General features: G+C 70.8%; 22 protein-coding genes and 1 pseudogene. 19 read left to right on the top strand and 4 right to left on the bottom strand.

Annotated elements, in window-relative coordinates:
- Positions 1 to 54: 54 nt before the first annotated feature.
- Positions 55 to 1,392 carry a M14 family metallopeptidase gene (locus AB0L89_RS13365; protein WP_365139140.1) on the bottom strand — a complete coding sequence of 446 codons (1,338 nt, stop codon included), beginning with the start codon at positions 1,390 to 1,392 and terminating at the stop codon, positions 55 to 57.
- 158 nt (positions 1,393 to 1,550) lie between these two features.
- On the opposite strand from AB0L89_RS13365, the gene AB0L89_RS13360 reads away from it, so the two are divergent.
- Positions 1,551 to 2,885 carry an Nramp family divalent metal transporter gene (locus AB0L89_RS13360; RefSeq protein ID WP_365139137.1) on the top strand — a complete coding sequence of 445 codons (1,335 nt, stop codon included), beginning with the start codon at positions 1,551 to 1,553 and terminating at the stop codon, positions 2,883 to 2,885.
- A 115-nt stretch (positions 2,886 to 3,000) separates the two neighbouring features.
- Here the strand turns inward: AB0L89_RS13360 and AB0L89_RS13355 are convergent, their stop codons facing one another.
- The gene (locus tag AB0L89_RS13355; protein WP_365139134.1) at positions 3,001 to 4,005 is read right to left on the bottom strand and encodes a chitinase; all 1,005 of its coding nucleotides are present in this window, start codon (positions 4,003 to 4,005) and stop codon (positions 3,001 to 3,003) included.
- A gap of 308 nt (positions 4,006 to 4,313) precedes the next feature.
- On the opposite strand from AB0L89_RS13355, the gene AB0L89_RS13350 reads away from it, so the two are divergent.
- The 16 genes and pseudogenes from AB0L89_RS13350 (at position 4,314) to AB0L89_RS13275 (ending at position 16,657) form a co-directional block, all read left to right on the top strand.
- A complete protein-coding gene (locus AB0L89_RS13350; protein WP_365139131.1) occupies positions 4,314 to 5,258 on the top strand; it encodes a hypothetical protein in 945 nt (314 codons plus the stop codon).
- 102 nt (positions 5,259 to 5,360) lie between these two features.
- Entirely contained in the window at positions 5,361 to 6,071 is a 711-nt protein-coding gene (gene cpaB / locus AB0L89_RS13345) for a Flp pilus assembly protein CpaB (RefSeq protein WP_365139128.1), read from the top strand.
- Between the two features lie 9 nt (positions 6,072 to 6,080).
- On the top strand, positions 6,081 to 7,718 hold the full coding sequence (locus tag AB0L89_RS13340) for a P-loop NTPase (protein ID WP_365139125.1): 1,638 nt from the start codon (positions 6,081 to 6,083) through the stop codon (positions 7,716 to 7,718).
- Entirely contained in the window at positions 7,715 to 8,125 is a 411-nt protein-coding gene (locus AB0L89_RS13335) for a TadE/TadG family type IV pilus assembly protein (RefSeq protein ID WP_365139122.1), read from the top strand. The genes AB0L89_RS13340 and AB0L89_RS13335 overlap by 4 nt, the downstream gene beginning before the upstream one ends.
- Positions 8,126 to 8,178: 53 nt before the next feature.
- On the top strand, positions 8,179 to 9,516 hold the full coding sequence (locus AB0L89_RS13330) for a CpaF family protein (RefSeq protein WP_365139119.1): 1,338 nt from the start codon (positions 8,179 to 8,181) through the stop codon (positions 9,514 to 9,516).
- Positions 9,513 to 10,460 carry a type II secretion system F family protein gene (locus AB0L89_RS13325; protein WP_365139116.1) on the top strand — a complete coding sequence of 316 codons (948 nt, stop codon included), beginning with the start codon at positions 9,513 to 9,515 and terminating at the stop codon, positions 10,458 to 10,460. The genes AB0L89_RS13330 and AB0L89_RS13325 overlap by 4 nt, the downstream gene beginning before the upstream one ends.
- Before the next feature lie 14 nt (positions 10,461 to 10,474).
- Positions 10,475 to 11,365 (top strand): DUF5936 domain-containing protein, encoded by an 891-nt coding sequence (locus AB0L89_RS13320; protein ID WP_365139113.1) that lies wholly within the window; start codon positions 10,475 to 10,477, stop codon positions 11,363 to 11,365.
- Positions 11,366 to 11,562: 197 nt separating this feature from the next.
- Positions 11,563 to 12,105 (top strand): hypothetical protein, encoded by a 543-nt coding sequence (locus tag AB0L89_RS13315; RefSeq protein ID WP_365139110.1) that lies wholly within the window; start codon positions 11,563 to 11,565, stop codon positions 12,103 to 12,105.
- 312 nt (positions 12,106 to 12,417) lie between these two features.
- Positions 12,418 to 12,636, top strand: coding sequence for a hypothetical protein (locus tag AB0L89_RS13310; protein ID WP_365139808.1), 219 nt, complete (start codon positions 12,418 to 12,420; stop codon positions 12,634 to 12,636).
- Positions 12,633 to 12,794 (top strand): annotated as a pseudogene (locus AB0L89_RS13305) (pilus assembly protein TadG-related protein); the annotation flags it as partial. The gene AB0L89_RS13310 and the pseudogene AB0L89_RS13305, both read left to right, overlap by 4 nt.
- Positions 12,795 to 12,971: 177 nt before the next feature.
- On the top strand, positions 12,972 to 13,241 hold the full coding sequence (locus AB0L89_RS13300) for a hypothetical protein (RefSeq protein WP_365139871.1): 270 nt from the start codon (positions 12,972 to 12,974) through the stop codon (positions 13,239 to 13,241).
- 32 nt (positions 13,242 to 13,273) lie between these two features.
- Positions 13,274 to 13,876 (top strand): hypothetical protein, encoded by a 603-nt coding sequence (locus AB0L89_RS13295; protein WP_365139107.1) that lies wholly within the window; start codon positions 13,274 to 13,276, stop codon positions 13,874 to 13,876.
- Entirely contained in the window at positions 13,873 to 14,586 is a 714-nt protein-coding gene (locus AB0L89_RS13290) for an OmpA family protein (RefSeq protein WP_365139104.1), read from the top strand. The genes AB0L89_RS13295 and AB0L89_RS13290 overlap by 4 nt, the downstream gene beginning before the upstream one ends.
- 51 nt (positions 14,587 to 14,637) lie before the next feature.
- A complete protein-coding gene (locus AB0L89_RS13285; RefSeq protein ID WP_365139101.1) occupies positions 14,638 to 15,351 on the top strand; it encodes a hypothetical protein in 714 nt (237 codons plus the stop codon).
- A gap of 58 nt (positions 15,352 to 15,409) precedes the next feature.
- Positions 15,410 to 16,225, top strand: a complete 816-nt coding sequence (locus AB0L89_RS13280) for a class I SAM-dependent methyltransferase (RefSeq protein ID WP_365139098.1) — start codon at positions 15,410 to 15,412, stop codon at positions 16,223 to 16,225.
- A gap of 60 nt (positions 16,226 to 16,285) precedes the next feature.
- A complete protein-coding gene (locus AB0L89_RS13275) occupies positions 16,286 to 16,657 on the top strand; it encodes a helix-turn-helix domain-containing protein (protein ID WP_365139095.1) in 372 nt (123 codons plus the stop codon).
- 201 nt (positions 16,658 to 16,858) lie between these two features.
- Here AB0L89_RS13275 and AB0L89_RS13270 read toward each other — a convergent pair whose 3' ends face one another.
- Entirely contained in the window at positions 16,859 to 17,245 is a 387-nt protein-coding gene (locus AB0L89_RS13270) for a DUF192 domain-containing protein (protein ID WP_365139805.1), read from the bottom strand.
- 357 nt (positions 17,246 to 17,602) lie between these two features.
- On the opposite strand from AB0L89_RS13270, the gene AB0L89_RS13265 reads away from it, so the two are divergent.
- Positions 17,603 to 18,103 carry a hypothetical protein gene (locus tag AB0L89_RS13265; RefSeq protein WP_365139092.1) on the top strand — a complete coding sequence of 167 codons (501 nt, stop codon included), beginning with the start codon at positions 17,603 to 17,605 and terminating at the stop codon, positions 18,101 to 18,103.
- A 94-nt stretch (positions 18,104 to 18,197) separates the two neighbouring features.
- Here the strand turns inward: AB0L89_RS13265 and mgrA are convergent, their stop codons facing one another.
- Entirely contained in the window at positions 18,198 to 19,235 is a 1,038-nt protein-coding gene (gene mgrA / locus AB0L89_RS13260) for an L-glyceraldehyde 3-phosphate reductase (RefSeq protein WP_365139089.1), read from the bottom strand.
- 111 nt (positions 19,236 to 19,346) lie between these two features.
- On the opposite strand from mgrA, the gene AB0L89_RS13255 reads away from it, so the two are divergent.
- Complete coding sequence (locus AB0L89_RS13255) at positions 19,347 to 20,120, top strand: isoprenyl transferase (RefSeq protein ID WP_055697881.1); 774 nt, start codon at positions 19,347 to 19,349, stop codon at positions 20,118 to 20,120.
- The last annotated feature ends 195 nt before the right edge of the window (positions 20,121 to 20,315 follow it).

The following is a 20,315-nucleotide window of genomic DNA, read 5'->3' as shown; positions in this document are numbered from 1 at the left end:
GCGACGGCCCCGGACCCTGCCGGGGTCCGGGGCCGCCGCGTCACCACGGTCACGTCAACTCGTGCAGTACTGCTGTTCCTTGCCGATCGAGCGGTACATGCAGTCCGAGTTCTCCAGGAGCTGCAGGACCGCGTCGCGGTTGCGCGAGGTCTCCCGCTCGATGACCTCGTCGGGCGGGTAGAAGCCGCCGCCCCCGGCGGACGACGGATACATCTCGAAGGTGTAGCTGAAGATCTTCTGGTCGCCCCAGAGCCAGTCGTTGATCGTCCCGTCCGTGATGTAGAGGTCACTGGACTGCTCGGGCGTGTAGCCGTTGCTCGCGGCCATCTTCCGGCCGACGGCCGCGTGGGCGTCACGGTCGTCCTGGGTCAGGCCCGGACCCGTGTCGCTGTACGTGTAGCCGTACGGCCACAGGACCAGCTCGCTGTACGTGTGGAAGTCGATGGACGCCTTGATCTGCTGCTTGCCGCCGACGATGCGGCTGCGCACGAAGTTCGAGACGACCTGCACCTCGGGGGCCGACGCGGCGCTCGGGCCGCGGTAGGTCTCGGAGCCCGTGGAGCCCGACGAGCCGCCGCAGCAGCCCCACCGGTAGGCCCAGTTGCGGTTCAGGTCGGTGCCGACGTTCGACGAACCGCTGTTGGGCTGGCGGTTCTTGCGCCAGCTGCGGTAGGAGCCGCTCGCGATGTCGTACTCGCCGCCGTCCGGGTTGAGGTCCGGCACGATCCAGATCTCGCGCGAGTCGACCATCTTCTTGACGCGCGCGTCGGTGGCGTAGTCGTCGCCGAGCTCGCGCAGCAGGTAGAGGGCCATCTCCACCGTCAGGTGCTCGCGCGCGTGCTGGTGGTGGGTGAACAGGACCTCGGGCTCGGCCTCGTCGGTGCCGACGTTGTCGCTGACCTTGATGGCGACGATGTCACGGCCCGAGTAGGACTTGCCGATGACCCTCTTGCTCATGAGGTCCGGGTGGGCCGCGACGCGCTGGTCGATCTCCGCGGTCATCTCGGCGTAGTTGTGGTAGCGCGAGTCGGCGGGCGGGAAGTCCTTGGGCTCCACGGTCTTGCCGCCGGTCCGCTTCGGGGGCGCGGCCAGGGCCTTGAGCTCGTAGCCCGACTCCCTCAGCAGCGCGGCCTCCTTGCCGTCGGCCGAGACGACCACGGCGCGGCCGTCGACCTCGTCGATCGCGACACCGGTACGGGCGAGTGCGGTGCGCGCGGCGGGATCGTCGGACAGGGGGATCTCGTACTGGCGGGTCTCCTCGTCGGCCGCGGTCGCCGCGCTCCGGGGGGCCGGATCGGCCGGGGAGGCGTTGGCGGTGATGGGGGCCGCCACGGCGAGGGCGAGCAGGGCCGCGAGTGCGGCGGATCGTCTGCCGCGTATGCGAAGTCGCATGAAGTCTCCTCAGGGGTGGGGGCGGTTCAGTGCGACGCGTGCGGTGCGATGCGGTGCGGGTTGCGCGGGCCCATCGTCGAGGCGTGGCATGCCCCCGTCAACGCTGTCTTCGGCCAACCCCCTTGTGCCGCGCGCCGCGATGCGCTTTCTTGATCCGCATGGCTGAAACCACAGGCAGCGGCACCACCGCGGGCGAGTCGACGCCCCGGATGCGCAAGGCGAGTTGGAAGTACGTCGGGCCCGGCATCGTCGTCGCGGCCACCGGCGTCGGCGCGGGCGACCTCGTCGCGACGCTCATCGCGGGCAGCAAATTCGGCTACACGCTGCTGTGGGCCGCGATCATCGGCTGTCTGGTGAAGATCTCGCTCGCCGAGGCGACGGGCCGCTGGCATCTGGCCACCGGCCGCACCCTGTTCGAGGGCTGGCGCAGCCTCGGCCAGTGGACCACCTACTACTTCGCGATCTACGTCGTGGTCTGGGGCTTCGTCTACGGCGCCACGGCGATGTCCTCCAGCGCCCTGCCGCTCGTCGCGCTCTTCCCCGACGGGCCGAGTCTGAAGACCTGGGCGGTCCTCTGTGGCCTGCTCGGGCTCGCCTTCGTGTGGTTCAACCGGTACGCGGTCTTCGAGAAGGCCATGACCGTCGTCATCGGCATGAAGTTCCTGATCGTCGTGTACGTCGCCATCCGCGTCGCCCCCGACCTCGGCAACGCCGTCGCGGGCCTGGTCCCGGCCCTGCCCGACGGCTCGCTGCTCTACACGCTCGGCCTGATCGGCGGCGTCGGCGGCACCATCACCATGGCCGCGTACGGGTACTGGGTGAACTCCAAGGGCTGGACCGACATCACCTGGCTCAAGGTGATGCGGCTCGACAACCGCGTCGCGTACATCACCACCGGCGTCTTCGTCGTCGCCATGATGATCATCGGCGCCGAGCTGCTGCACTCCACGAACATCGCCCTCACCTCCGGCGACCGGGGCCTGATCGACCTCGGCAAGGTCCTGGAGGACAAGTTCGGCGCGGTCACCGCGAACCTCTTCCTCATCGGCTTCTTCGCCACGTCCTTCGGCGCCCTGATGGGCGTGTGGCACGGCGTGAGCCTCATGTTCGCGGACTTCGTGGAGCGGCTGCGGCGCGAGCGCGCCGCCACGCCGGACACCTCCGGTGAGGCCAAGGGTGAGGGCGACATGGTCGCGGAGGTCGCGGCAGGCAAGCGCGAGAAGTCGCTGCCGTTCCGCGCGTATCTGCTCTGGCTGACCTTCCCGCCGATGGGCCTGCTCTTCCTGGACCAGCCGTTCGGCCTCGTCATCGCCTACGGCGTGCTCGGCGCCTTCTTCATGCCGTTCCTCGCCCTCACGCTGCTGTGGCTCCTCAACTCCTCGCGCACGCCCAAGGAGTGGCGCAACGGCATCGTCAGCAACGTCATGCTGGCGGGCGCCGGGCTGCTGTTCCTGATCCTGTGCGTCCAGCAGGTGCGCGACCTGCCCTGGTGAGACGTGCCGGTGACACGCGGCAGCGCCGCCGGGGGAGCGGCGGCGCTGCGGTTCGCGTGAGCGGTTTCCGGGGGATTTTCCGGGGGATACGGGGACGGGGTGTGGGGGCTGCTCGCTAGGGCAGGCCGTGGACGTGCGGGCCGACCGCCTTGGACCAGGCGCTGCCCGCGGCGGCGTCCCAGTTGGTGGACCAGGTCATCGCGCCCCGGATGCCCGGGTACGTCTTGGACGGCTTGAAGGAGCCGCAGCCGGTGCCCTTGGCCAGGCAGTCCAGGGCGTCGTTCACCACGTCCGGGGAGACGTACCCGCCGCCGGCCGCCTGCGGGGAGGCGGGGACGCCGATGCCGACCTGGGAGGGCGCGAGGCCGTTCTCCAGCTGGATGCAGGCGAGCCCGGTGAGGAAGTCGACGGTGCCCTGGCTGTAGACCTTGCCGTCGCAGCCCAGCATCGAGCCGCTGTTGTAGTACTGCATATTGACCACCGTGAGGATGTCCTTCACGGCGAGCGCGGTCTTGAAGTACTCGTTCGACGGCGACTGCATGTCGATGGTCTGCGGCGCCATCGTCAGGACGAGACCCGAACCGGCCTTGCCCGCGAGCGACTTGAGCGCCTGGGTCATGTACGTGGAGTTGAGGCCGTTCTCCAGGTCGATGTCGACGCCGTCGAAGCCGTACTCCTGCATCAGCGCGTACACCGAGTTCGCGAAGGCGTCGGCCGACGCCGAGTCGCTGACCGACACCGCGCCCTTCTCGCCGCCGACCGAGACGATCACGGACTTGCCGGCCGCCTGCTTGGCCTTGATGTCGGCCTTGAACTGGTCGACGGTGTAGCCGCCGAGACCCGCCGAGTCGAGGTTGAAGGTGACCTCGCCCGGTGTGCCGGTCGCGTCGGCGAAGGCGACGGCGATGATGTCGTAGTCGTCCTGCACGTCGCCCAGCTTCTGCACCTGGGCGCCGTTGTCGAAGTTCTGCCAGTAGCCGGTCACCGCGTGCTCGGGGACGGCACGGGTGTCGGCCCGGGCGGTGCCCGTGCCGCCGGCGAAGAGGCCGGTGACGGCGAGGGCGAGTGCGGTGAGGGTGCCGGCGACGGCACCCGTCCTTCTCCTGCGTATGCGGTCCACTTGCTGCCTCCGTGGGGGGAGTCGTGAGGAGGGGGGAGTCGGGATCCAGGGGTCGTGGGGTCGGGGACAGGACGCTGGAACGGTGGCCACCGCTGTTCGCCGGGTCGCGTTCCGCTCGGCCGTTTCAGGACTCACGCGACCCCGCTTGGTCGTACAAGTTGGTCCAGACCAATTGAGTTGTCAAGGCCTCAAACACCACTGGCTTCCCGCCGGGAGAGCCCCACCTCCACGTGAACAGTGGGAAGTTGGGTGTTGAGGCGGCCATCACCTGGATATGGTGCTGAGGCAGGAGTGCACGACGACCGGGGGTGTACGCGTTGCCGACCGCCATAGCCGTCACCGGCCCCGACCTCGTGCTGCCGTCACCCGACCGGCACACGCCGTCGGCCGCCGTCCTCCAGTCGGCCGTGCAGTCCCCGCGGACGTACTCGCTGGACCGGGCGCTCACCGAGATGCACACCCTCATCGAGCACCACGGCTACGTGGTCGCCCTGTGCCCGGCCTCCGCGCCCGCGTCCGTCGCCCAGCGCCTGCACGCCGTCCGCTCGGTCCTGGAGAGCGACCGCATCGCCATCGTCCGCTCCGACCTGCCGCCGCTCGGCCTCGCCGTACTGGCCCTTCAGCTGCGCCAGTTGTCGATCTGCGACTTCAGCCCCGGCGTCCTGGCCTCCGCCGCGCGCCTGCTCTCCCACTACATCTACGCCGGCGCCCTGCTCGGCTCCGTCGCCCGGCTCGACCGCGTCCCCGTCACCCTCCAGTCGCACGCCAAGTCGTGGCTGCCCGGCGCCCAGTTCGCCGTCCTCGCCACCCCGCGGCCCGAGCTGGTCAAGCTCTCCGGCGACAGCGAGGGCGGGGCGGGCCTGCCGGGGCCGGGGTTCGGCACGCAGATGCTCTACGCCCCCGGGCAGCTGGCCCCCGACTGGGTCACCGACACCCTCGCCCCCGCCTGGCACTCCACCGGCGTCGTCGAGGCGCGGCTGCCCGCCGAGTCCGCGCGCTGGTGGGCCACCGGCAAGCTGGTCGAGTTCGCCGCGGCGATCCCGGACATCTCCGTCCTCTACCAGCTGGTCTCGTCCGTCCGCCGCGACGACTGCCACTGGTGCGGCCTCGAACTCATCGGCGACCGCTGCGCGTTCTGCGCGGCCCCCCTGCCGCCGCCCGCCGAACGCCCCTCGCCACCGGTGCGCGCCCTCCCGCGCGGCACGGCCGCCCTGCCCCGGGCCGCGACCGCCCTGCCGCGCGGCGCGACCTAGTCCAGGACCCGCCCCCGTACGCCGTACGCGACCGACGACCGATCACGCGCCACCCCGCTCACTGTCCGTAGCCAACCGCACCCGATCGAGGTAGTCCGGCCCATGAACTCACGCCAGCGCCGCGGCGTCATCCTGCTGGTCCTGTCGGTCCTGTGCGCGTTCGGCGCGTTCGCGGGCGTCCTCTCGGTGATCCGCGACGTCAACTCGAAGGTGGGCCCCGAGACCTCCGCGTACAAGCTCAAGGACGACATCGCGCCCTATAAGGAGCTGAGCGCCGACCAGTTCGAGAAGGTCGAGATGCCCGAGCGCTGGCTGTCCGAGAACGCCGTCACCGACCTCCGCGACGTCCGCGGCAAGATCGCCGTCACCCAGCTGCGCAAGGGCTCGCTGCTCCAGTCCGACATGATCGTCAAGCGTCCCGAACTCGGGCCGGGACAGCAGGAGATCGCCATCATGATCGACGCGTCGACCGGCGTCGCGGGGAAGATCACCCCCGGCTCGACGGTCAACATCTACGCCACCTTCAAGGGCGAGAGCGACCAGGCGAAGGACCAGTCCAAAGTCATCGTGGAGGGCGCCAAGGTGCTCGACGTCGGCAAGCTGACCCCGCTCGAACCCGACCAGGACGACCGTACCCGCCGCAAGGCCACCGAGGCCGTGCCGATCACCTTCGCGCTCGGCACGGCGAACGCCCAGCGCGTCGCCTACGCCGAGTCGTTCGCCACCCACGTCCGGCTCGCCCTCGTCGGCGCGGGCGGCGACGCGAGTGTGCCGCCGCGCGACCGGACGTACACCCTCGACGAGGACAAGTAGGAGGTCCGCATGGCCATCCGGATCCTCCCCGCCGTCGGGGACATCGAGGCCGCCCGCGCCCTGTCCACGCTCACCGGCCAGCTCCCCGACGCCGAACCCGCCCTGCCCGTCGGCGACTCCACCGCGCTGCTCGACACGCTCGCCCACCTCGCCGCCGAGTCGGTCGACGAACTGCCCGAGGTCGTCCTCGTCCACGAGCGCATCGGACCCGTCCCCGCCCTCGACCTGATCAGGGACCTCGTCCTGCGCTTCCCCGCGGTCGGCGTCGTCCTGATCACCGCCGACACCAGCCCCGGCCTGCTCACCGCCGCCATGGACTCCGGCGCACGCGGCATCGTCGGCTTCCCGCTCTCCTACGACGCCCTCGCCGAGCGCGTCCAGGCCGCCGCCGCCTGGTCCACGGGCATGCGGCGCCACCTGAACAGCGGCGGCCTCGAACTGTACGGGGGCGGGGGCGGGGGCGTCGGCGCGGGCGCCGGGACCGGCGGCGCGGGCACCGTCGTCGCGGTCAGCGGCGCCAAGGGCGGCGTCGGCGCCACCCTGACGGCCGTCCACCTCGCCCTCGCCGCCCGCGCGTCGGGCCGCACGGTCGCCCTCCTCGACCTCGACCTCCAGTCCGGCGACATCGCCTCCTATCTCGACGTGCAGTTCCGCCGCTCGGTCGCCGACCTCGCCGCCATCACCGACATCACGCCCCGCGTCCTCCAGGACGCCATATACACCCACGAGACCGGCATCGGCCTGCTCCTCGCCCCCGCCGAGGGCGAGCGCGGCGAGGAGGTCACCGACCGCGTCGCCCGCCAGACCGTCGCCGCCCTGCGCGCCCGCTACGACGTGGTCGTCGTCGACTGCGGCGCCTACGTCACCGGCGCGAGCGCCACCGCCGTCGAACTCGCCGACCAGGCGCTCCTGCTGGTCACCCCGGACGTGGTGGCCGTCCGCGCGGCCAAGCGCGTGGTCCGCCTCTGGGACCGGCTCCAGATCCGCAAGGCCGAGGAGACCGTCACCGTCGTCAACCGCCACGGCAAGGGATCGGAGATCCAGCCGTCCCTGGTGGAGCGCGTCACCGGCACGCGGACGGCCCGCACCACGGTGCCCGCCGCCTTCAAGGAACTGCAGGCCGCCGTCGACGCGGGCCGCATGCAGGACCTCGACAGCCGCTCCTCGGTGAAACAGGCGCTGTGGGGCCTCGCGGGCGAACTCGGCCTGGTCGACCCGGAGGCGGCGGGCACCGGCGCCAAGCGGGGCGGCCTCTCCCTGCGCCGCAGGTCCGCGACCGGCGACCGGGGCGCGGTCACCCTCGAATTCGCGGGCATGTTCCCCCTGCTGCTCGTGGTCATGACGATCCTCTGGCAGTGCGCCCTGTACGGCTACACGTACTCCCTCGCCGGAAACGCGGCGGACGAGGCGGCACGGGCGGCGACGGCGGCGTACGCGGCGGGGGAGGGCGCGGCGGGCGCGTGCGACGCGGCCGGGAAGAAGCACCTCCCCGACGCCTGGCAGGCGGCGTCGATCTCCTGCACGGACGAGGGCACGGTCTGGAAGGCCCGCGTGGCGGTCGACGTCCCGCTCTTCTTCCCGGGCTTCGACGCGGGGTGGAGCGTGAACGGGGAGGCGGGGGCGGCGAAGGAGGGGGAGGACCGATGAGTGCCGGTTCTCCCGCCGCGCCCGCGGTGCCGGGTGCGGTGAAGAGGGCGTTCCTGAGGCACCGCCACGACGACAGAGGCGTATCCATCCTGGAGTTCGCCGGATTCCTGCCGGTCCTCCTCCTCGTGGGCCTCGCCGCGATCCAGCTGGGCCTCGTCGGCTACGCCGCCAACCAGGCGGGGTCCGGCGCCCGTGCGGCGGCCCGCGCCGCGGCACAGGGCGACTCCGGCGAGGCAGCGGGCCAGGCGGCCGTCGACGGCGGACTCACCGCATCCGTGGGCGTGAGCGACGGCGGCACCACGACGACCGCCACCGTGGAGGTCCGGGTCCCGACCCTGCTCCCCTTCGTCGACACGAACTGGAGTGTCACCAAGAAGGCCACGATGCCGAACGACGACGTGGACTGAGCCGCGTACCACCACCGAGGGACCCCTGCCGCCGAAGGAGGCCGAAGGACGACATGAGTCTGCGCGACCGCGTGGCCCCCAGCCACCAGACCGAGCCCAGCCGGGACGACGGCCTCGTCGCCGTCTACCGGGCCAAGCTCCTGGAGGAGATCGACCTCGCCGAGATGTCCTCGCTCGCGGCGGCGGACCGCCGCGTCCGCCTGGAACGCGTGCTCGGCCACATCATCAGCCGCGAGGGCCCCGTCCTCTCCACCTCCGAACGCGCGCAGCTGATCCGCCGCGTCGTCGACGAGGCCCTCGGCCTCGGCGTACTCGAACCGCTCCTCGCCGACGCCTCGATCACGGAGATCATGGTGAACGGCCCCGACTCGATCTTCGTGGAGCGCGCGGGCCGCGTGGAGCAGCTCCCCCTCCGCTTCGCCTCGAACGACCAGCTCATGCAGACGATCGAACGCATCGTCTCCACGGTGAACCGCCGCGTCGACGAGTCGAACCCGATGGTCGACGCCCGGCTGCCCACCGGCGAGCGCGTCAACGTCATCATCCCGCCGCTCGCGCTGACCGGCGCCACGCTCACCATCCGCCGCTTCCCGCGCGCGTACACGCTGCCCGAACTCATCGGCCTCGGCTCGCTCGACGAGCACATGCTGATGCTGCTCGGGGCGTTCGTCCGCGCCCGCTTCAACCTCATCGTCAGCGGCGGCACGGGCTCCGGAAAGACCACCCTGCTCAACGCCCTCTCGGGCCTGATCCCGGCCCACGAGCGCATCATCACCATCGAGGACTCCGCGGAGCTCCAGCTCCAGCAGGAGCACGTCATCCGCCTGGAGTCCCGGCCCCCGAACGTCGAGGGCAAGGGCCAGATCACCATCCGCGACCTGGTCCGCAACAGCCTCCGCATGCGCCCCGACCGCATCATCGTCGGCGAGGTCCGCGGCGGCGAGACCCTGGACATGCTCCAGGCGATGTCGACCGGCCACGACGGCTCGCTCGCCACGGTCCACGCGAACACCGCGGAGGACGCGCTGATGCGGTTGCAGACCCTCGGCTCCATGTCGGAGGTGCAGATCCCCTTCGAGGCGCTGAAGGACCAGATCAACTCCGCGGTCGACGTGGTCATCCAGCTCACGCGGCACGCCGACGGCTCCCGGAGGATCTCCGAGATCGTGCTGCTCGTCTCGCACGGCCGCCAGCAGTTCCGCATCGTCCCGGTCACCCGCTTCGTGGCGCGCCCGCTGGGGGCCGACCGGGTCGTGCAGGGCTGCTTCGAGCACCTGCCGCTGCCGCGCGAGGTCGCCGACAAGCTGTACGTCGCGAACGAACCGGTGCCGTCGGCGTACGGGGTGGCCGAGGCCGTCGACGTACTGAACACGAGGGAAGCGATCGGATGAACAACCCAGCCGTCCTCGCGCTCGGCGCCACGCTCCTGACGGGCACGCTCGCGGTCGCCGGAGTGCACACGTACGCGTCCGGACGGGCCCAGCGCCAGGCGCTGGTCGACCGCTTGGCGCTCGGCCCCGGGACGGGGGACGGCGGGCCGCCCGGCCGCGCGCGCCGCTTCGCGGGCATCGACCGTCGGCTGCGCCGCACCCGCCTCGGCCGGGCGATCCACCTCCGGCTCTCCTCGACGGGGCTCGACCTGACGGCGGGCGAGTTCTTCACGTACGTCCTCGCGGTCGTCGCCGCGCTCTGGCTGATCGCGGCGGCGACCCTGGCCCCGTTCTTCGGCCCGATCGCGGGCGTCGTGGCGGTGTGGAGCGCGGTGGCGTTCCTCAACTGGCAGCGCCAGAAGCGCATCGAGGCGTTCATCAACCAACTGCCCGACGTGGCGCGCATCCTGGCCAACGCGACGGCGGCGGGCCTGGCCCTGCGGACGTCGCTGGCCATGGCGGCGGAGGAGCTGGAGGCCCCGGCGGGCGAGGAACTCTCGCACGTGGCGCATCAGTTGACGCTCGGCCGCTCGATCGACGACACCCTCGGCGAACTGGCCGAACGCCTTCCGTCCCGGGAACTGATAGTGCTGGTGACGACCCTGGTCCTGTCCAACAAGGCGGGCGGCACCGTGGTCAACTCCCTGCGCAACCTCACGCAGACCCTGGAGGACCGCAAGGAGACGCGGCGCGAGGTCCGCACGATGCTGTCCGAGGTCCACGCGACGGCCTTCACGGTCCCGCTCCTGGGCCTCGGATCCCTGCTCCTGATCAACTCCTCGAACGAGGGCGCGCTGGAGCGGGTGACCGGCTCACCGCTGGGCCAGACCCTGATCCTGATCTCGCTCGGCCTCTACGGCGTCGGATTCTTCGTGATCCGGCGCCTCGGCAAGATCGAAGTGTAGGAAGGTTTCCGACGATGCTGGCACTGGCTCTGGCCGCCGTGATGGGCCTGTCCGTGGCGGGCGTCTGCCAGGGCGTCCGCATGTACCGCGCGGACGCGAAGCTGCCCTCCGACCTGGCCGTGGCCCTGGAGGTCGGCGCGACCCGCGTCTCGGCGGCGGGCTCGGCGGTGGACCGCCTCGGCATGCGCTTCGCACCGCTGGTCCTGCGCCTGATGGGCCCCAAGCGGGTCGACGCCAAGCGCCGCAGGATCGACATGGCGGGCAACCCCGGCGGCCTGACGATCGACCGCTACGCGGCGCGGCGCGCGGTCTACGGCGTGTTCGGCGTGCTCCTCGGGCTGATCTTCCTCACGAACGGCTCCCCGCTCTTCGCGCTCCTCACCCTGGCCTTCGGCGCGACGGCGGCGGACGCCCTGATCTGGCAGGCGATCCGCGAACGCCGCGAGGTCATCGACCGCACGCTCCCCGACTTCCTCGACGTCCTCGCGGTCGTCGTCTCGGCGGGCCTCGGCTTCCGCCAGGCGCTGGACCGCGTGGCCGAGCGCTACGAGGGTCCGTGGGCGGACGAACTCCGCATCACCCTGCGCCAGATGGACATGGGCGTCAGCCGCCGCCAGGCCTTCGACGACCTCCGCCGCCGCAACGCCTCGGAACAGGTGGCCCAGTTCGTCTCCGCCCTCCAGCAGGGCGAGGAACTGGGCTCCCCCATCGCGGACACCCTGATCCAACTGGCCACGGACATGCGGCGCACGGACGCCCAGAACTCCCGCCGCAGGGCGGCCAAGACCATCCCCAAGGCGACGATGGTGACCCTGGTCTTCATGCTCCCGGCCACGATGATCCTCATCGCGGCCGGCATGTTCCTCGGCTCGGGCTCGGACTTCGGGTCGATCCTGGGCCGATAGCGGCCTTCCTCCCCGCGTACGCCGGTGCACGCCCCCGGTACGGGTGGGTGAGGGAAGGGATATTCGGTTCCGGTCCGCCGATGGCGGTGGGGCGGCGCGGGCATGCTCCTGCCGCACATGCCACTGGCGACTGGGAGAGCCTCATGAACGGCACGTACAGCGGGGAAGAATTCCGACAGGCACTTGCCGATGGCACGGTGGGGACACCCCTCACCCTGGTCGGCATGGTCAAGGCCGGCGAGGACGAGGACGCCCTCCAGTTCGCGCCGGGCACCGTGTGCAAGAACTGGGTGTCGGTTCCCGTCGCGCTCGTCGACCGCGTCGAAGTGCTGCGGGAGGTGCCCTGCGACGACCACACCCACCATCTGGTCGGGCTCCAGCTCAAGGACCCGGGAACCCCGGAAGGCACCTTCCTGCTGGGGCTGTTGCGGGCGGTGGTGAAGCAGCGGGCCGCCGCGCAGCAGGAGCCCACGGCGCTCGCGAAGGCGCCAGCGCCTCCTGCGCCTCCTGCGCCACCCGTGCCTCCCGCGAGGGCCGCTCGGGCCGTCGCCCGGGGCATCCCGACGTGGCCGTGCCAGGAAGGGGACTCGTACTGCGACCCGGATACGGAGCACTGCTGGGGCTGCTGCGGAGGCATCTGGAAGCCGTTCGCCTCGGGAGGGTGTCTGTACGGCATGAGGTTCCACTGCGACACCACGGGCAACAGCTACAACGCGTACGGCTGTTGGCCGATCGGTTAGCCGGGTCCGGTCCTCAAGAACGAAGACGAAATGGCAAGTTGGCGTCGGTTCGCACAACGATCCGCACCGGCTTCGCGAAACCCCTTCGCGGATGCAACTCGATGTGGGACAGTCGGGGCTGAGTTCACGGTTCGCGGGAGGGGACTTCGTGCATGGTGATCTCACCGAGGGGGAAGAGAACCCGCCAACTTGCCGACCGGGGCCAAGTGTTGCCCAATCGGTTGCGCAGAGTTGCTGCCGATGCACGTGTTGTGGCGTACGTTGCCTCTGACTGCAACGGTCGCGGTATCGGGTGGGAGAGAAGGGGCCGTCGTGCTGAAGGAACGCGTGCTCAGGGTCTGGTTCGACTGGACGGTGACGGTCGCTTCCCGCGTGCGGGGGAGGGAGCGGGACGCGGGGGCCGGGTTTGTGGAGTATGCGGGGCTGATGATTCTTATTGCGGGGATCTTCGTTCTCATCGACGGGCTGGGGCTCGACGGGCAGATCTCCGGAGCCATCCAGGACGCAGTGTCAGACGTGATCGGCGGCTGAGACGCGACCGTCTCCGCAGTGATTCAGGGCAGACCCTGCCCATCTACATCTGGCTGACGGCGATCCTGCTCTTCGCCGCTTTCGCCTTCTTCGCCTTCGCCCAGGCGGCCTCCGCGCGCAATGGTGCCCAATCAGCGGCCGACGCGGCGGCACTGGCCGCGGCCCAGGACGCCAGGGACGAGCTCGTCGAAGGGCTCGGTCTGTCCATCGGCGAGGGCGACGACTGGCTGGACTGGCTCGCGGGCGACAAGTTCACCGGTGACGGCGCGCAGGGCGCGGCCGACGCCCTCGCCGCCGACAACGACTCGACCGTCATCGGCTTCGGGCCCGACGAGGTGAACGGCTACCCGGGCTTCTGGGCGAAGATCGAGACCACGTACACCGTCGGCGATTCCATCATCCCGGGTACGGAGTCCCAGCACGCCAGGGCCGAGGCCACCGCGATCATCAAACCCCGCTGCGACGTCGATCCGTCGGCCGATCCCGAGAAGGCCGTGGAGTTCGAGTGCGACGGCGGCGAATCCTTCGAACTCGATCCGGACGACTTCGAACCGGGCGACCTCCCGGACGCGTCCGTCCTCTTCTCTGTCCACCTGGCCGGCTGACAAGCGATCGACGAGAGAAGGAAGCCGTAGCGATGAACATTCGGCGCACCACGACGACACGCAGGGCGATGACCGCCGTGGCGATCACGACTGGGCTGGTCCTCACGGTCGCCGGCTGCGGTGGCGGGGACGGGGGCGGTGACAAGTCCGAGAAGGGGGCGTCCTCGTCGCCCGCCAAACAGCGCGAGGACGACGACGAGAAGGGTGACGGCGAGCAGGCCCCGTCGCCGGACAAGGTGCTGGCCGAGGTCAAGGGCGAGGAGAGCATCACGCTGACGATCACCTCGGCGGTCCGGGACGAAGGCGGCTTCGTGACGGTCTCCGGCAGGGTGACGAACAACGGCGGAAGGTTCTGGGCTGCGGCGAACTGGCGCGGCGAGGAACGGGAGTTGAACAAGAACGGCTCGTCCGTGGCGGGTGCGAACCTGATCGACAACGAGGGCCGGAAGAAGTACCTCGTACTCCGGGACACCCAGGGCCGCTGCCTGTGCACCAAGTTCACCGGAGGCGTCAAGCCGAACCAGACCGCCGATTGGTACGCCCAGTTCCCCGCCCCACCCGAAGGCACCACCAAAGTCGACTTCCAGGTGGGCGCCATGCCCCCCGCCCCCATAGAGCTCACCGAGGGCGAATGACCATGACCCCCATCTCCGCACCCGCCCCCCTCACCCGCACCGCGGGCGTCGCCGTGTTCGCGGCGTTCGTGCTGGCGCTCGGGGCCGTCCCGGCCTTCGCCGACAACGACGACCCCTCCGCGCCGCCGGGCAGTACCACCACGTCCCCGCCGCCCGAGGTCGACTCCAACAGCCCCGGGCTCAAGCTCGCCGACGGCGCCACGCTCGCGCCCGCCAAGGTGCTGGACATCAAGTCCGTCGTCGAGGACCTCGGCGGCGAGGAGCGGCGCGAGGACACCAACACGGACGTGAAGTTCGCGCTGCAGGCCGAAGTGCTGTTCCCCAAGGACAGCGCGAAGCTGAACCCCGAGGCGAACGCCCGCATCAAGGCGATCGCCGAGGAGGCCGAGGCGCAGAAGGCCACGGACGTCCGGGTGTTCGGCTTCACGGACAACCTCGGCTCCTACGGCCACGGCAAGAAGCTCTCCCGCGAGCGCGCGGAAGCCGTGCACGACAAGCTGTCGGGCTACCTCGGCCCCGAGGTCACGTACTCCGTACGCGGCTACAGCGAGGACTACCCGATCGCGGACAACGGCTCGGAGGAGGGCCGCAAGAAGAACCGCCGGGTGGAGGTCTCCTTCCCGCGTGGCGCGGGCGGCGGCACGGGGTCCGCGAGCGGCGGGACCGGGAACGACACGGCTGCCGGAGGATCCACCCCGGAGAACCCGTAGGTCCTCCCCGCACGGGCCGCCCCGCCACGCCCGGTGCGACAATGCCCCGTGATGAGTGAAGCGCACGGACTCGGCGACGCCGAATGGGCCCGGCTGCGGAGCGAGTTGCGTCTCGGGCAGGTGCTCACCGGCACCGTCGTCCGCGTGCCGACCCCGGGTGCGGTCGGCGTCTTCGTCGACGTGGGCCTGCCGGTCGGCGGGTTCGTGGACGTACTCCTGCTGCCCGGTGACGCGGACCGCTGGCCCGTAGAGGGCACGGTCACCCGGTTCGAGGTGTGGTGGGCGCACCAGGACGCCCGGCAGGTGCGCCTCAAGCCCGTCGACCCCGCCTTTCTCCGCGCGGACTTCGAGGAGTTCGTGGCGGAGCTGCGGCCGGGCTGGCCCGCGCAGGTGGGGCATCCCGTCGACCACATGGAGAAGTCCCTCGCCGTCCTGGAGCACGAGTTCGCCGCCGGCGAGGGCAGTTTCCTGATCGGGCTGCGGGGCGACCTGACCTGGGACCGGGCCGCCTTCACCCGCCTGGAGAAGGCGATGCGGGCGGTGTGCGCGTACGTCCAGGGGAGCGACAAGCTGGACCGGTGGCTGGCCGGCGGCTTCCACCACGTGGCGACGTTCGTCCCCGCCTGGACCGCGCACCCCCGCTTCACGCGGCCGGAGCCCGTCTCCTACTACGAGGCCTGCCTCGAACGCATCGGCGACCTCGCGGACTGGTTCTTCCAGGGGGAGTCCCCTTATGCGGACCGCCACGTCTGGACGGAGCTGTAGGCCCCGGACCAGGCGAAACCCGGATGTGCGACCGGTGCCGCGATGCCAGGATTGCCCCATGAGCACCGACCACACCGCTGAGCCCTCCGAGAGCGCAGGCGCCACCCCCGGCACCACCCCCGATACCTTCGAGGCCCTCGTCGCCGAGGCCGAGGCCGCCCCCACCGAAGGCTGGGACTTCTCCTGGTTCGAGGGGCGGGCCACCGAGGCGCGGCCCTCGTGGCGGTACGCCGAGTCCATGGCCCGGCGTCTGGCCGACGCGTCGGCGAGCCTCGACATCCAGACCGGCGGCGGCGAGGTGCTCGCCTCCGCCGCCGCCCTGCCGCCGCTCGCCGTCGCCACGGAGGGCTGGCCCGCGAACGTCGCCAAGGCCACCGCCCTGCTGCACCCGCGCGGCGTCGCCGTCGTCGCCTCGCCGGAGGACGCCCCGCTGCCGTTCGCGGACGGCGCCTTCGACCTGGTCACCAGCCGCCACCCGGTCAAGGCCCACTTCGACGAGATCGCCCGCGTCCTGCGCCCCGGCGGCACGTACTTCGCGCAGCACGTCGGGCCCGCCAGCGTCTTCGAGGTCGTCGAGTACTTCCTCGGGCCGCAGCCGGAGGAGGTGCGCGGCAGCCGGCACCCCGACCTGGAGCGCGCCGAGGCCGAGGCCGCGGGCCTGGAGGTCGCCGACCTGCGTGCCGAGCGGCTGCGGATCGAGTTCTTCGACGTCGGCGCGGTCGTCCACTTCCTGCGGAAGGTGGTGTGGATGGTCCCCGGCTTCAGCGTGGAGAAGTACCGGCCCCGCCTGCGCGAGCTGCACGAGCGGATCCGGGCCGAGGGCCCCTTCGTGGCGCACAGCACGCGGCACCTCTTCGACCTGCGCAAGCCGTAGTCCCAAGGGCTCCGGGTACTGTCGAACGCGCAAATGACCGTCGGACCGGAGGAGTTGGCCATGCCGAAGGACAGAGGACCGTACGCCTGCGGTCTCGACGCCGCGGTGGACGTCGTCGGCGGCAAGTGGAAGCCCATGATCCTTTGGGCGCTGCACTCGGGGGCGACCCTGCGCTTCGGCGAGCTGAAGCGGCACATCGTCGGTGTCAGCGAGAAGGTGCTGATCCAGCAGCTGCGGGAGCTGGAGTCGGACGGCATCGTGCACCGCGAGGTCTACCGCGAGGTGCCGCCGAAGGTCGAGTACTCGCTGACCGATCTCGGGGAGTCCCTCAACACGGCGCTGGTTCCGCTGGGGTTGTGGGGGGACGCGCACATGCAGCAGGTCGTCGCGAACAAGGCCAATGCCGACAAGAAGGCGGATAGCGCTGCTTGACGGGGTAATTGGGGCGGATTGCCCTTGAGGTGTGGCGTGTCACGTACGCCACAAAATCGAAGCCCTGATTCCGCATTGTTATCAATACTGGCTCGATCCGCCCCTAAGACTCACGTAAGTTCAGACCAAGGCTAATTCGCGTGAGCAAACCTGCGCGTGCGGTGCCGCGCGGCGGAGGGGGCCGCGCGGCACCGCGAGCCCTCACCCCGCGCCGCCGCCGGCGCCCCGCACGACGATCCGCGAGCCCCGGTGCACGCCCCACCGCGCCATCGCCCCGGCCTCCGCCTCGATCACCTGCCGGGCCCGTGGCCGCGGCAGCCCGATCCGTCCAGGGCGCATGGTCCGGACGGCCAGGACGCGCGACTCCCGGTCGAGATACGCCACATCAATGGCGAACCGCATCCCCATGGTGTGCACGCTGCTCGCCGGACTCAGCAGCAGCGCCCCCGTCACCCCGGTGCGCCCGAGCAGCCCCCGTCGCCGCGCCCGCGCCGAGTCGGCGATCTCCAGGGGGATCTCCGCGGCGGGGTCCCGCGGGGTGGTCGGAGGGTTCTCGGCGCGGCCCGCGAAGGGGCCGAAGACCGTCATCGTGGCCATGGGCGCGAAGTTAGCGCCTCTGCCGTCCGGGGCGTCAAGCACGCGAACCGCGCCGGGGTCCCCCGTGGGGAGTACGGCCCCACCCGGCCGAAATCCGCCCTCGAATCGCTGATTCCGCCGGTGAAACGGGGGTCGCGCAGTCGCCGCGCGGTTTCGGAGAGTAGTTGTCGGGCGCCAATGCACGCAGCATCACTTACGAAGGGTTATGGTGGAAACCCCCCCTCGGGCCGGTCCGTCTCCCCCCCACGGACCGGCCCGTTTTTTGTGCCCGCGCGCAGGGGTACGGATCAGGTCCGCCCGACGGGCCGCACGATGGCGGAAGATCGACGTCCAGTTATGGTCAGGGACATGTCGAACCAGTTCCCCCCACCGCCCGGCCCCGAGCACAACCCCCAGCAGCCCCCGTACGGCAACCCGCAGGCGGGCCTGCCCACCTACAACGGCCCCGCGCAGGACCCCGCGTACGGCTACGGATACGGCCCGACGGCTCCGCAGCAGATGCCCGGTGTCGTCCGCGCCGCACAGATAGTCCTCTGGGTCCTCGGCGGACTCCTCGTCTTCGGCGTGTTCGGCCTGATCTTCACGGTCAACCCGGAGACGGCGGGCGCCGCGCTCGGCGTGAACATCTGCCTGCTGGTCTCCGCGTGCATGGCCTTCCGCTTCGGGACGGTCGGCAACGGCATCCGCGTCACGTGCATCGTCCTGATGAGCGTGCAGATCGCCGCCGCCCTCGGCGGCGCGGCCAGCGGCAACCCGGCGGGACTGCTGCCGCTGCTCGGCGCCATCGCCGTCGTCGTCCTGCTCTCCCAGGGCGCGGCGGGCGCGTGGTTCAAGCGCCCGCGCGGCTGACGGCGGACCGGCCGACGCGGCGCTGAGCACCCAGAGGGGAGCCCCGGGCCGGACGCGCTCCGGCCCGGGGCTCCCCTCGGCGATGCGGGTCCGGCTAGCCCCGTCCGGCCCAGATGTTGGTGCCCGGCGTCGACACCGCGAACGTGTCGATGGCGGCCAGCTCCTCGTCGGTCAGCTTCGGGCCCGCGAGCGCGGCCACGTTCTCCTCCAGCTGCTTCACGCTGGAGGCGCCGATCAGCGCGGAGGTCATGCGCTCGTCGCGCAGCACCCAGTTGAGGGCGAGCTGGGCGAGCGACTGGTCGCGGCCCGCCGCGATGTCGTTCAGGCCGTTGAGGCGGCGCAGGACCTCGTCGCTCAGCAGGTTCGGGTCGAGGGACTTGCCCTGCGTCGCGCGCGAACCCTCCGGGATGCCCTTCAGGTACTTGTTCGTCAGCAGGCCCTGGGCGAGCGGCACGAAGGAGATGCAGCCCATGCCGGCCGCCTCCAGCGTGTCGAGCAGCCCGTCGTCCTCGGTCCAGCGGTTGATCATCGAGTACGACGGCTGGTGGATGAGCGCGGGGACGCCCATCTCCCGCAGCAGGCGCGCCGCTTCGGCGGTCTGCTCGCTGTTGTACGAGGAGACGCCGACGTAGAGCGCCTTGCCCTGCTGGACCGCCGAGGCGAGGGCACCCATCGTCTCCTCGAGCGGGGTGTCCGGGTCGAAGCGGTGCGAGTAGAAGATGTCGACGTAGTCCAGGCCCATCCGCTGCAGCGAGGCGTCCAGCGAGGACAGCAGGTACTTGCGGCTGCCCCACTCGCCGTACGGGCCGGGGTGCATGAGGTACCCCGCCTTGGTGGAGATGACCAGTTCGTCGCGGTACGCGGCGAAGTCCTGCGCGAAGATCTTGCCGAAGTTGAGCTCCGCCGAACCGGGCGGCGGGCCGTAGTTGTTCGCCAGGTCGAAGTGGGTGACGCCCAGGTCGAAGCCGCGGCGCAGGATCGCGCGCTGCGTCTCCAGGGCCTTGTCGTCCCCGAAGTTGTGCCAGAGACCGAGGGAGACGGCGGGCAGCCTGAGGCCACTGCGGCCCGTGCGCCGGTACTCCATCGCGTCGTAGCGGTCCGTCGCGGCCACATAAGGAGAGGTGTCGTTCATGGTTACGAAGCTACGACAGTGCGCCGGTGCCCTGTGGCTCACACCCCCGATTTCCGGCGGTAGGCTTTCGCCTTCGGGGACTGGCGTCTGCACGGAGGGGTTGGAAACACCGTGAACCTGCGGGACAGGCTGCGCGGCCTGCTGGTCAGGCTGTACGCACGCCGGGTGGAGGGCCACCTGGACCATGACCAGGTGCCCAAGCACATCGGGGTCATCATGGATGGCAACCGGCGCTGGGCGAAGGCCGCCGGATCCACCACCGCCCAGGGCCATCAGGCGGGTGCGGACAACATCGGGGAGTTCCTCGGCTGGTGCAGCGAGACGGACGTCGAGGTCGTCACGCTCTGGCTGCTTTCGACGGACAACTTCGACCGCCCCCAGGAGGAGCTCGGCCCCCTGCTCGGCATCATCGAGGACACGGTCCGCTCGCTGGCCAGGGACGGCCGCTGGCGCGTCCACCACGTCGGCGCCACGGACATCCTGCCGTCCGGGATGCAGACCGTCCTCAAGGAGGCGGAGGAGGCCACGGCCCACGTCAAGGGGATAGTGGTCAACGTGGCGATCGGCTACGGCGGCCGCCAGGAGATCGCCGACGCCGTCCGCTCCATGCTGCTCGACGCCGCCGACAAGGGCGAGTCGCTCGACGAGGTGGCCGAGAAGGTCGACGTCGACCTCATCGGCAAGCACCTCTACACCAGGGCCCAGCCGGACCCGGACCTGGTGATCCGTACGAGTGGTGAACAGCGACTGTCCGGGTTCATGCTCTGGCAGACCGCTCACTCCGAGTACTACTTCTGCGAGGTCTTCTGGCCGGCCTTCCGGAAGGTCGACTTCCTGCGTGCGCTGCGGGATTACGCCGCGCGCCACCGCCGTTACGGGGGATGACCCGCACACCCTCATGAGGTCGGGGTAACCCAGAGTTAACCAACGCGTCGTCATATGCCCTGGCATGGCTGCGCTTGTTCGAGGGAATAAGCCTTCCAGGTCGACGTCCGAGCAGTGTCCGAAAGGGACGTCGTTCTCAGCGGGCGGCATCAGGCCGCTCGCCCGGGAGGCCCTTTGCACCAGGACGACCGTGTG

Source organism: Streptomyces sp. NPDC052114, from assembly GCF_040680155.1.
Lineage (GTDB): Bacteria > Actinomycetota > Actinomycetes > Streptomycetales > Streptomycetaceae > Streptomyces.
This window is presented reverse-complemented; position numbering and strand designations above follow the sequence as displayed.

Bases quoted from the DNA above. Each gene is read 5' to 3' on its own strand.
- AB0L89_RS13325 (WP_365139116.1), top strand. From the start codon at position 9,513: ATGAACAACCCAGCCGTCCTCGCGCTCGGCGCCACGCTCCTGACGGGC.
- AB0L89_RS13265 (WP_365139092.1), top strand. From the start codon at position 17,603: ATGTCGAACCAGTTCCCCCCACCGCCCGGCCCCGAGCACAACCCCCAG.
- mgrA (WP_365139089.1), bottom strand. From the start codon at position 19,235: ATGAACGACACCTCTCCTTATGTGGCCGCGACGGACCGCTACGACGCG.
- AB0L89_RS13280 (WP_365139098.1), top strand. From the start codon at position 15,410: ATGAGCACCGACCACACCGCTGAGCCCTCCGAGAGCGCAGGCGCCACC.
- AB0L89_RS13285 (WP_365139101.1), top strand. From the start codon at position 14,638: ATGAGTGAAGCGCACGGACTCGGCGACGCCGAATGGGCCCGGCTGCGG.
- AB0L89_RS13290 (WP_365139104.1), top strand. From the start codon at position 13,873: ATGACCATGACCCCCATCTCCGCACCCGCCCCCCTCACCCGCACCGCG.
- cpaB (WP_365139128.1), top strand. From the start codon at position 5,361: ATGAACTCACGCCAGCGCCGCGGCGTCATCCTGCTGGTCCTGTCGGTC.
- AB0L89_RS13330 (WP_365139119.1), top strand. From the start codon at position 8,179: ATGAGTCTGCGCGACCGCGTGGCCCCCAGCCACCAGACCGAGCCCAGC.
- AB0L89_RS13335 (WP_365139122.1), top strand. From the start codon at position 7,715: ATGAGTGCCGGTTCTCCCGCCGCGCCCGCGGTGCCGGGTGCGGTGAAG.
- AB0L89_RS13270 (WP_365139805.1), bottom strand. From the start codon at position 17,245: ATGACGGTCTTCGGCCCCTTCGCGGGCCGCGCCGAGAACCCTCCGACC.
- AB0L89_RS13360 (WP_365139137.1), top strand. From the start codon at position 1,551: ATGGCTGAAACCACAGGCAGCGGCACCACCGCGGGCGAGTCGACGCCC.
- AB0L89_RS13320 (WP_365139113.1), top strand. From the start codon at position 10,475: ATGCTGGCACTGGCTCTGGCCGCCGTGATGGGCCTGTCCGTGGCGGGC.
- AB0L89_RS13340 (WP_365139125.1), top strand. From the start codon at position 6,081: ATGGCCATCCGGATCCTCCCCGCCGTCGGGGACATCGAGGCCGCCCGC.
- AB0L89_RS13365 (WP_365139140.1), bottom strand. From the start codon at position 1,392: ATGCGACTTCGCATACGCGGCAGACGATCCGCCGCACTCGCGGCCCTG.
- AB0L89_RS13295 (WP_365139107.1), top strand. From the start codon at position 13,274: ATGAACATTCGGCGCACCACGACGACACGCAGGGCGATGACCGCCGTG.
- AB0L89_RS13275 (WP_365139095.1), top strand. From the start codon at position 16,286: ATGCCGAAGGACAGAGGACCGTACGCCTGCGGTCTCGACGCCGCGGTG.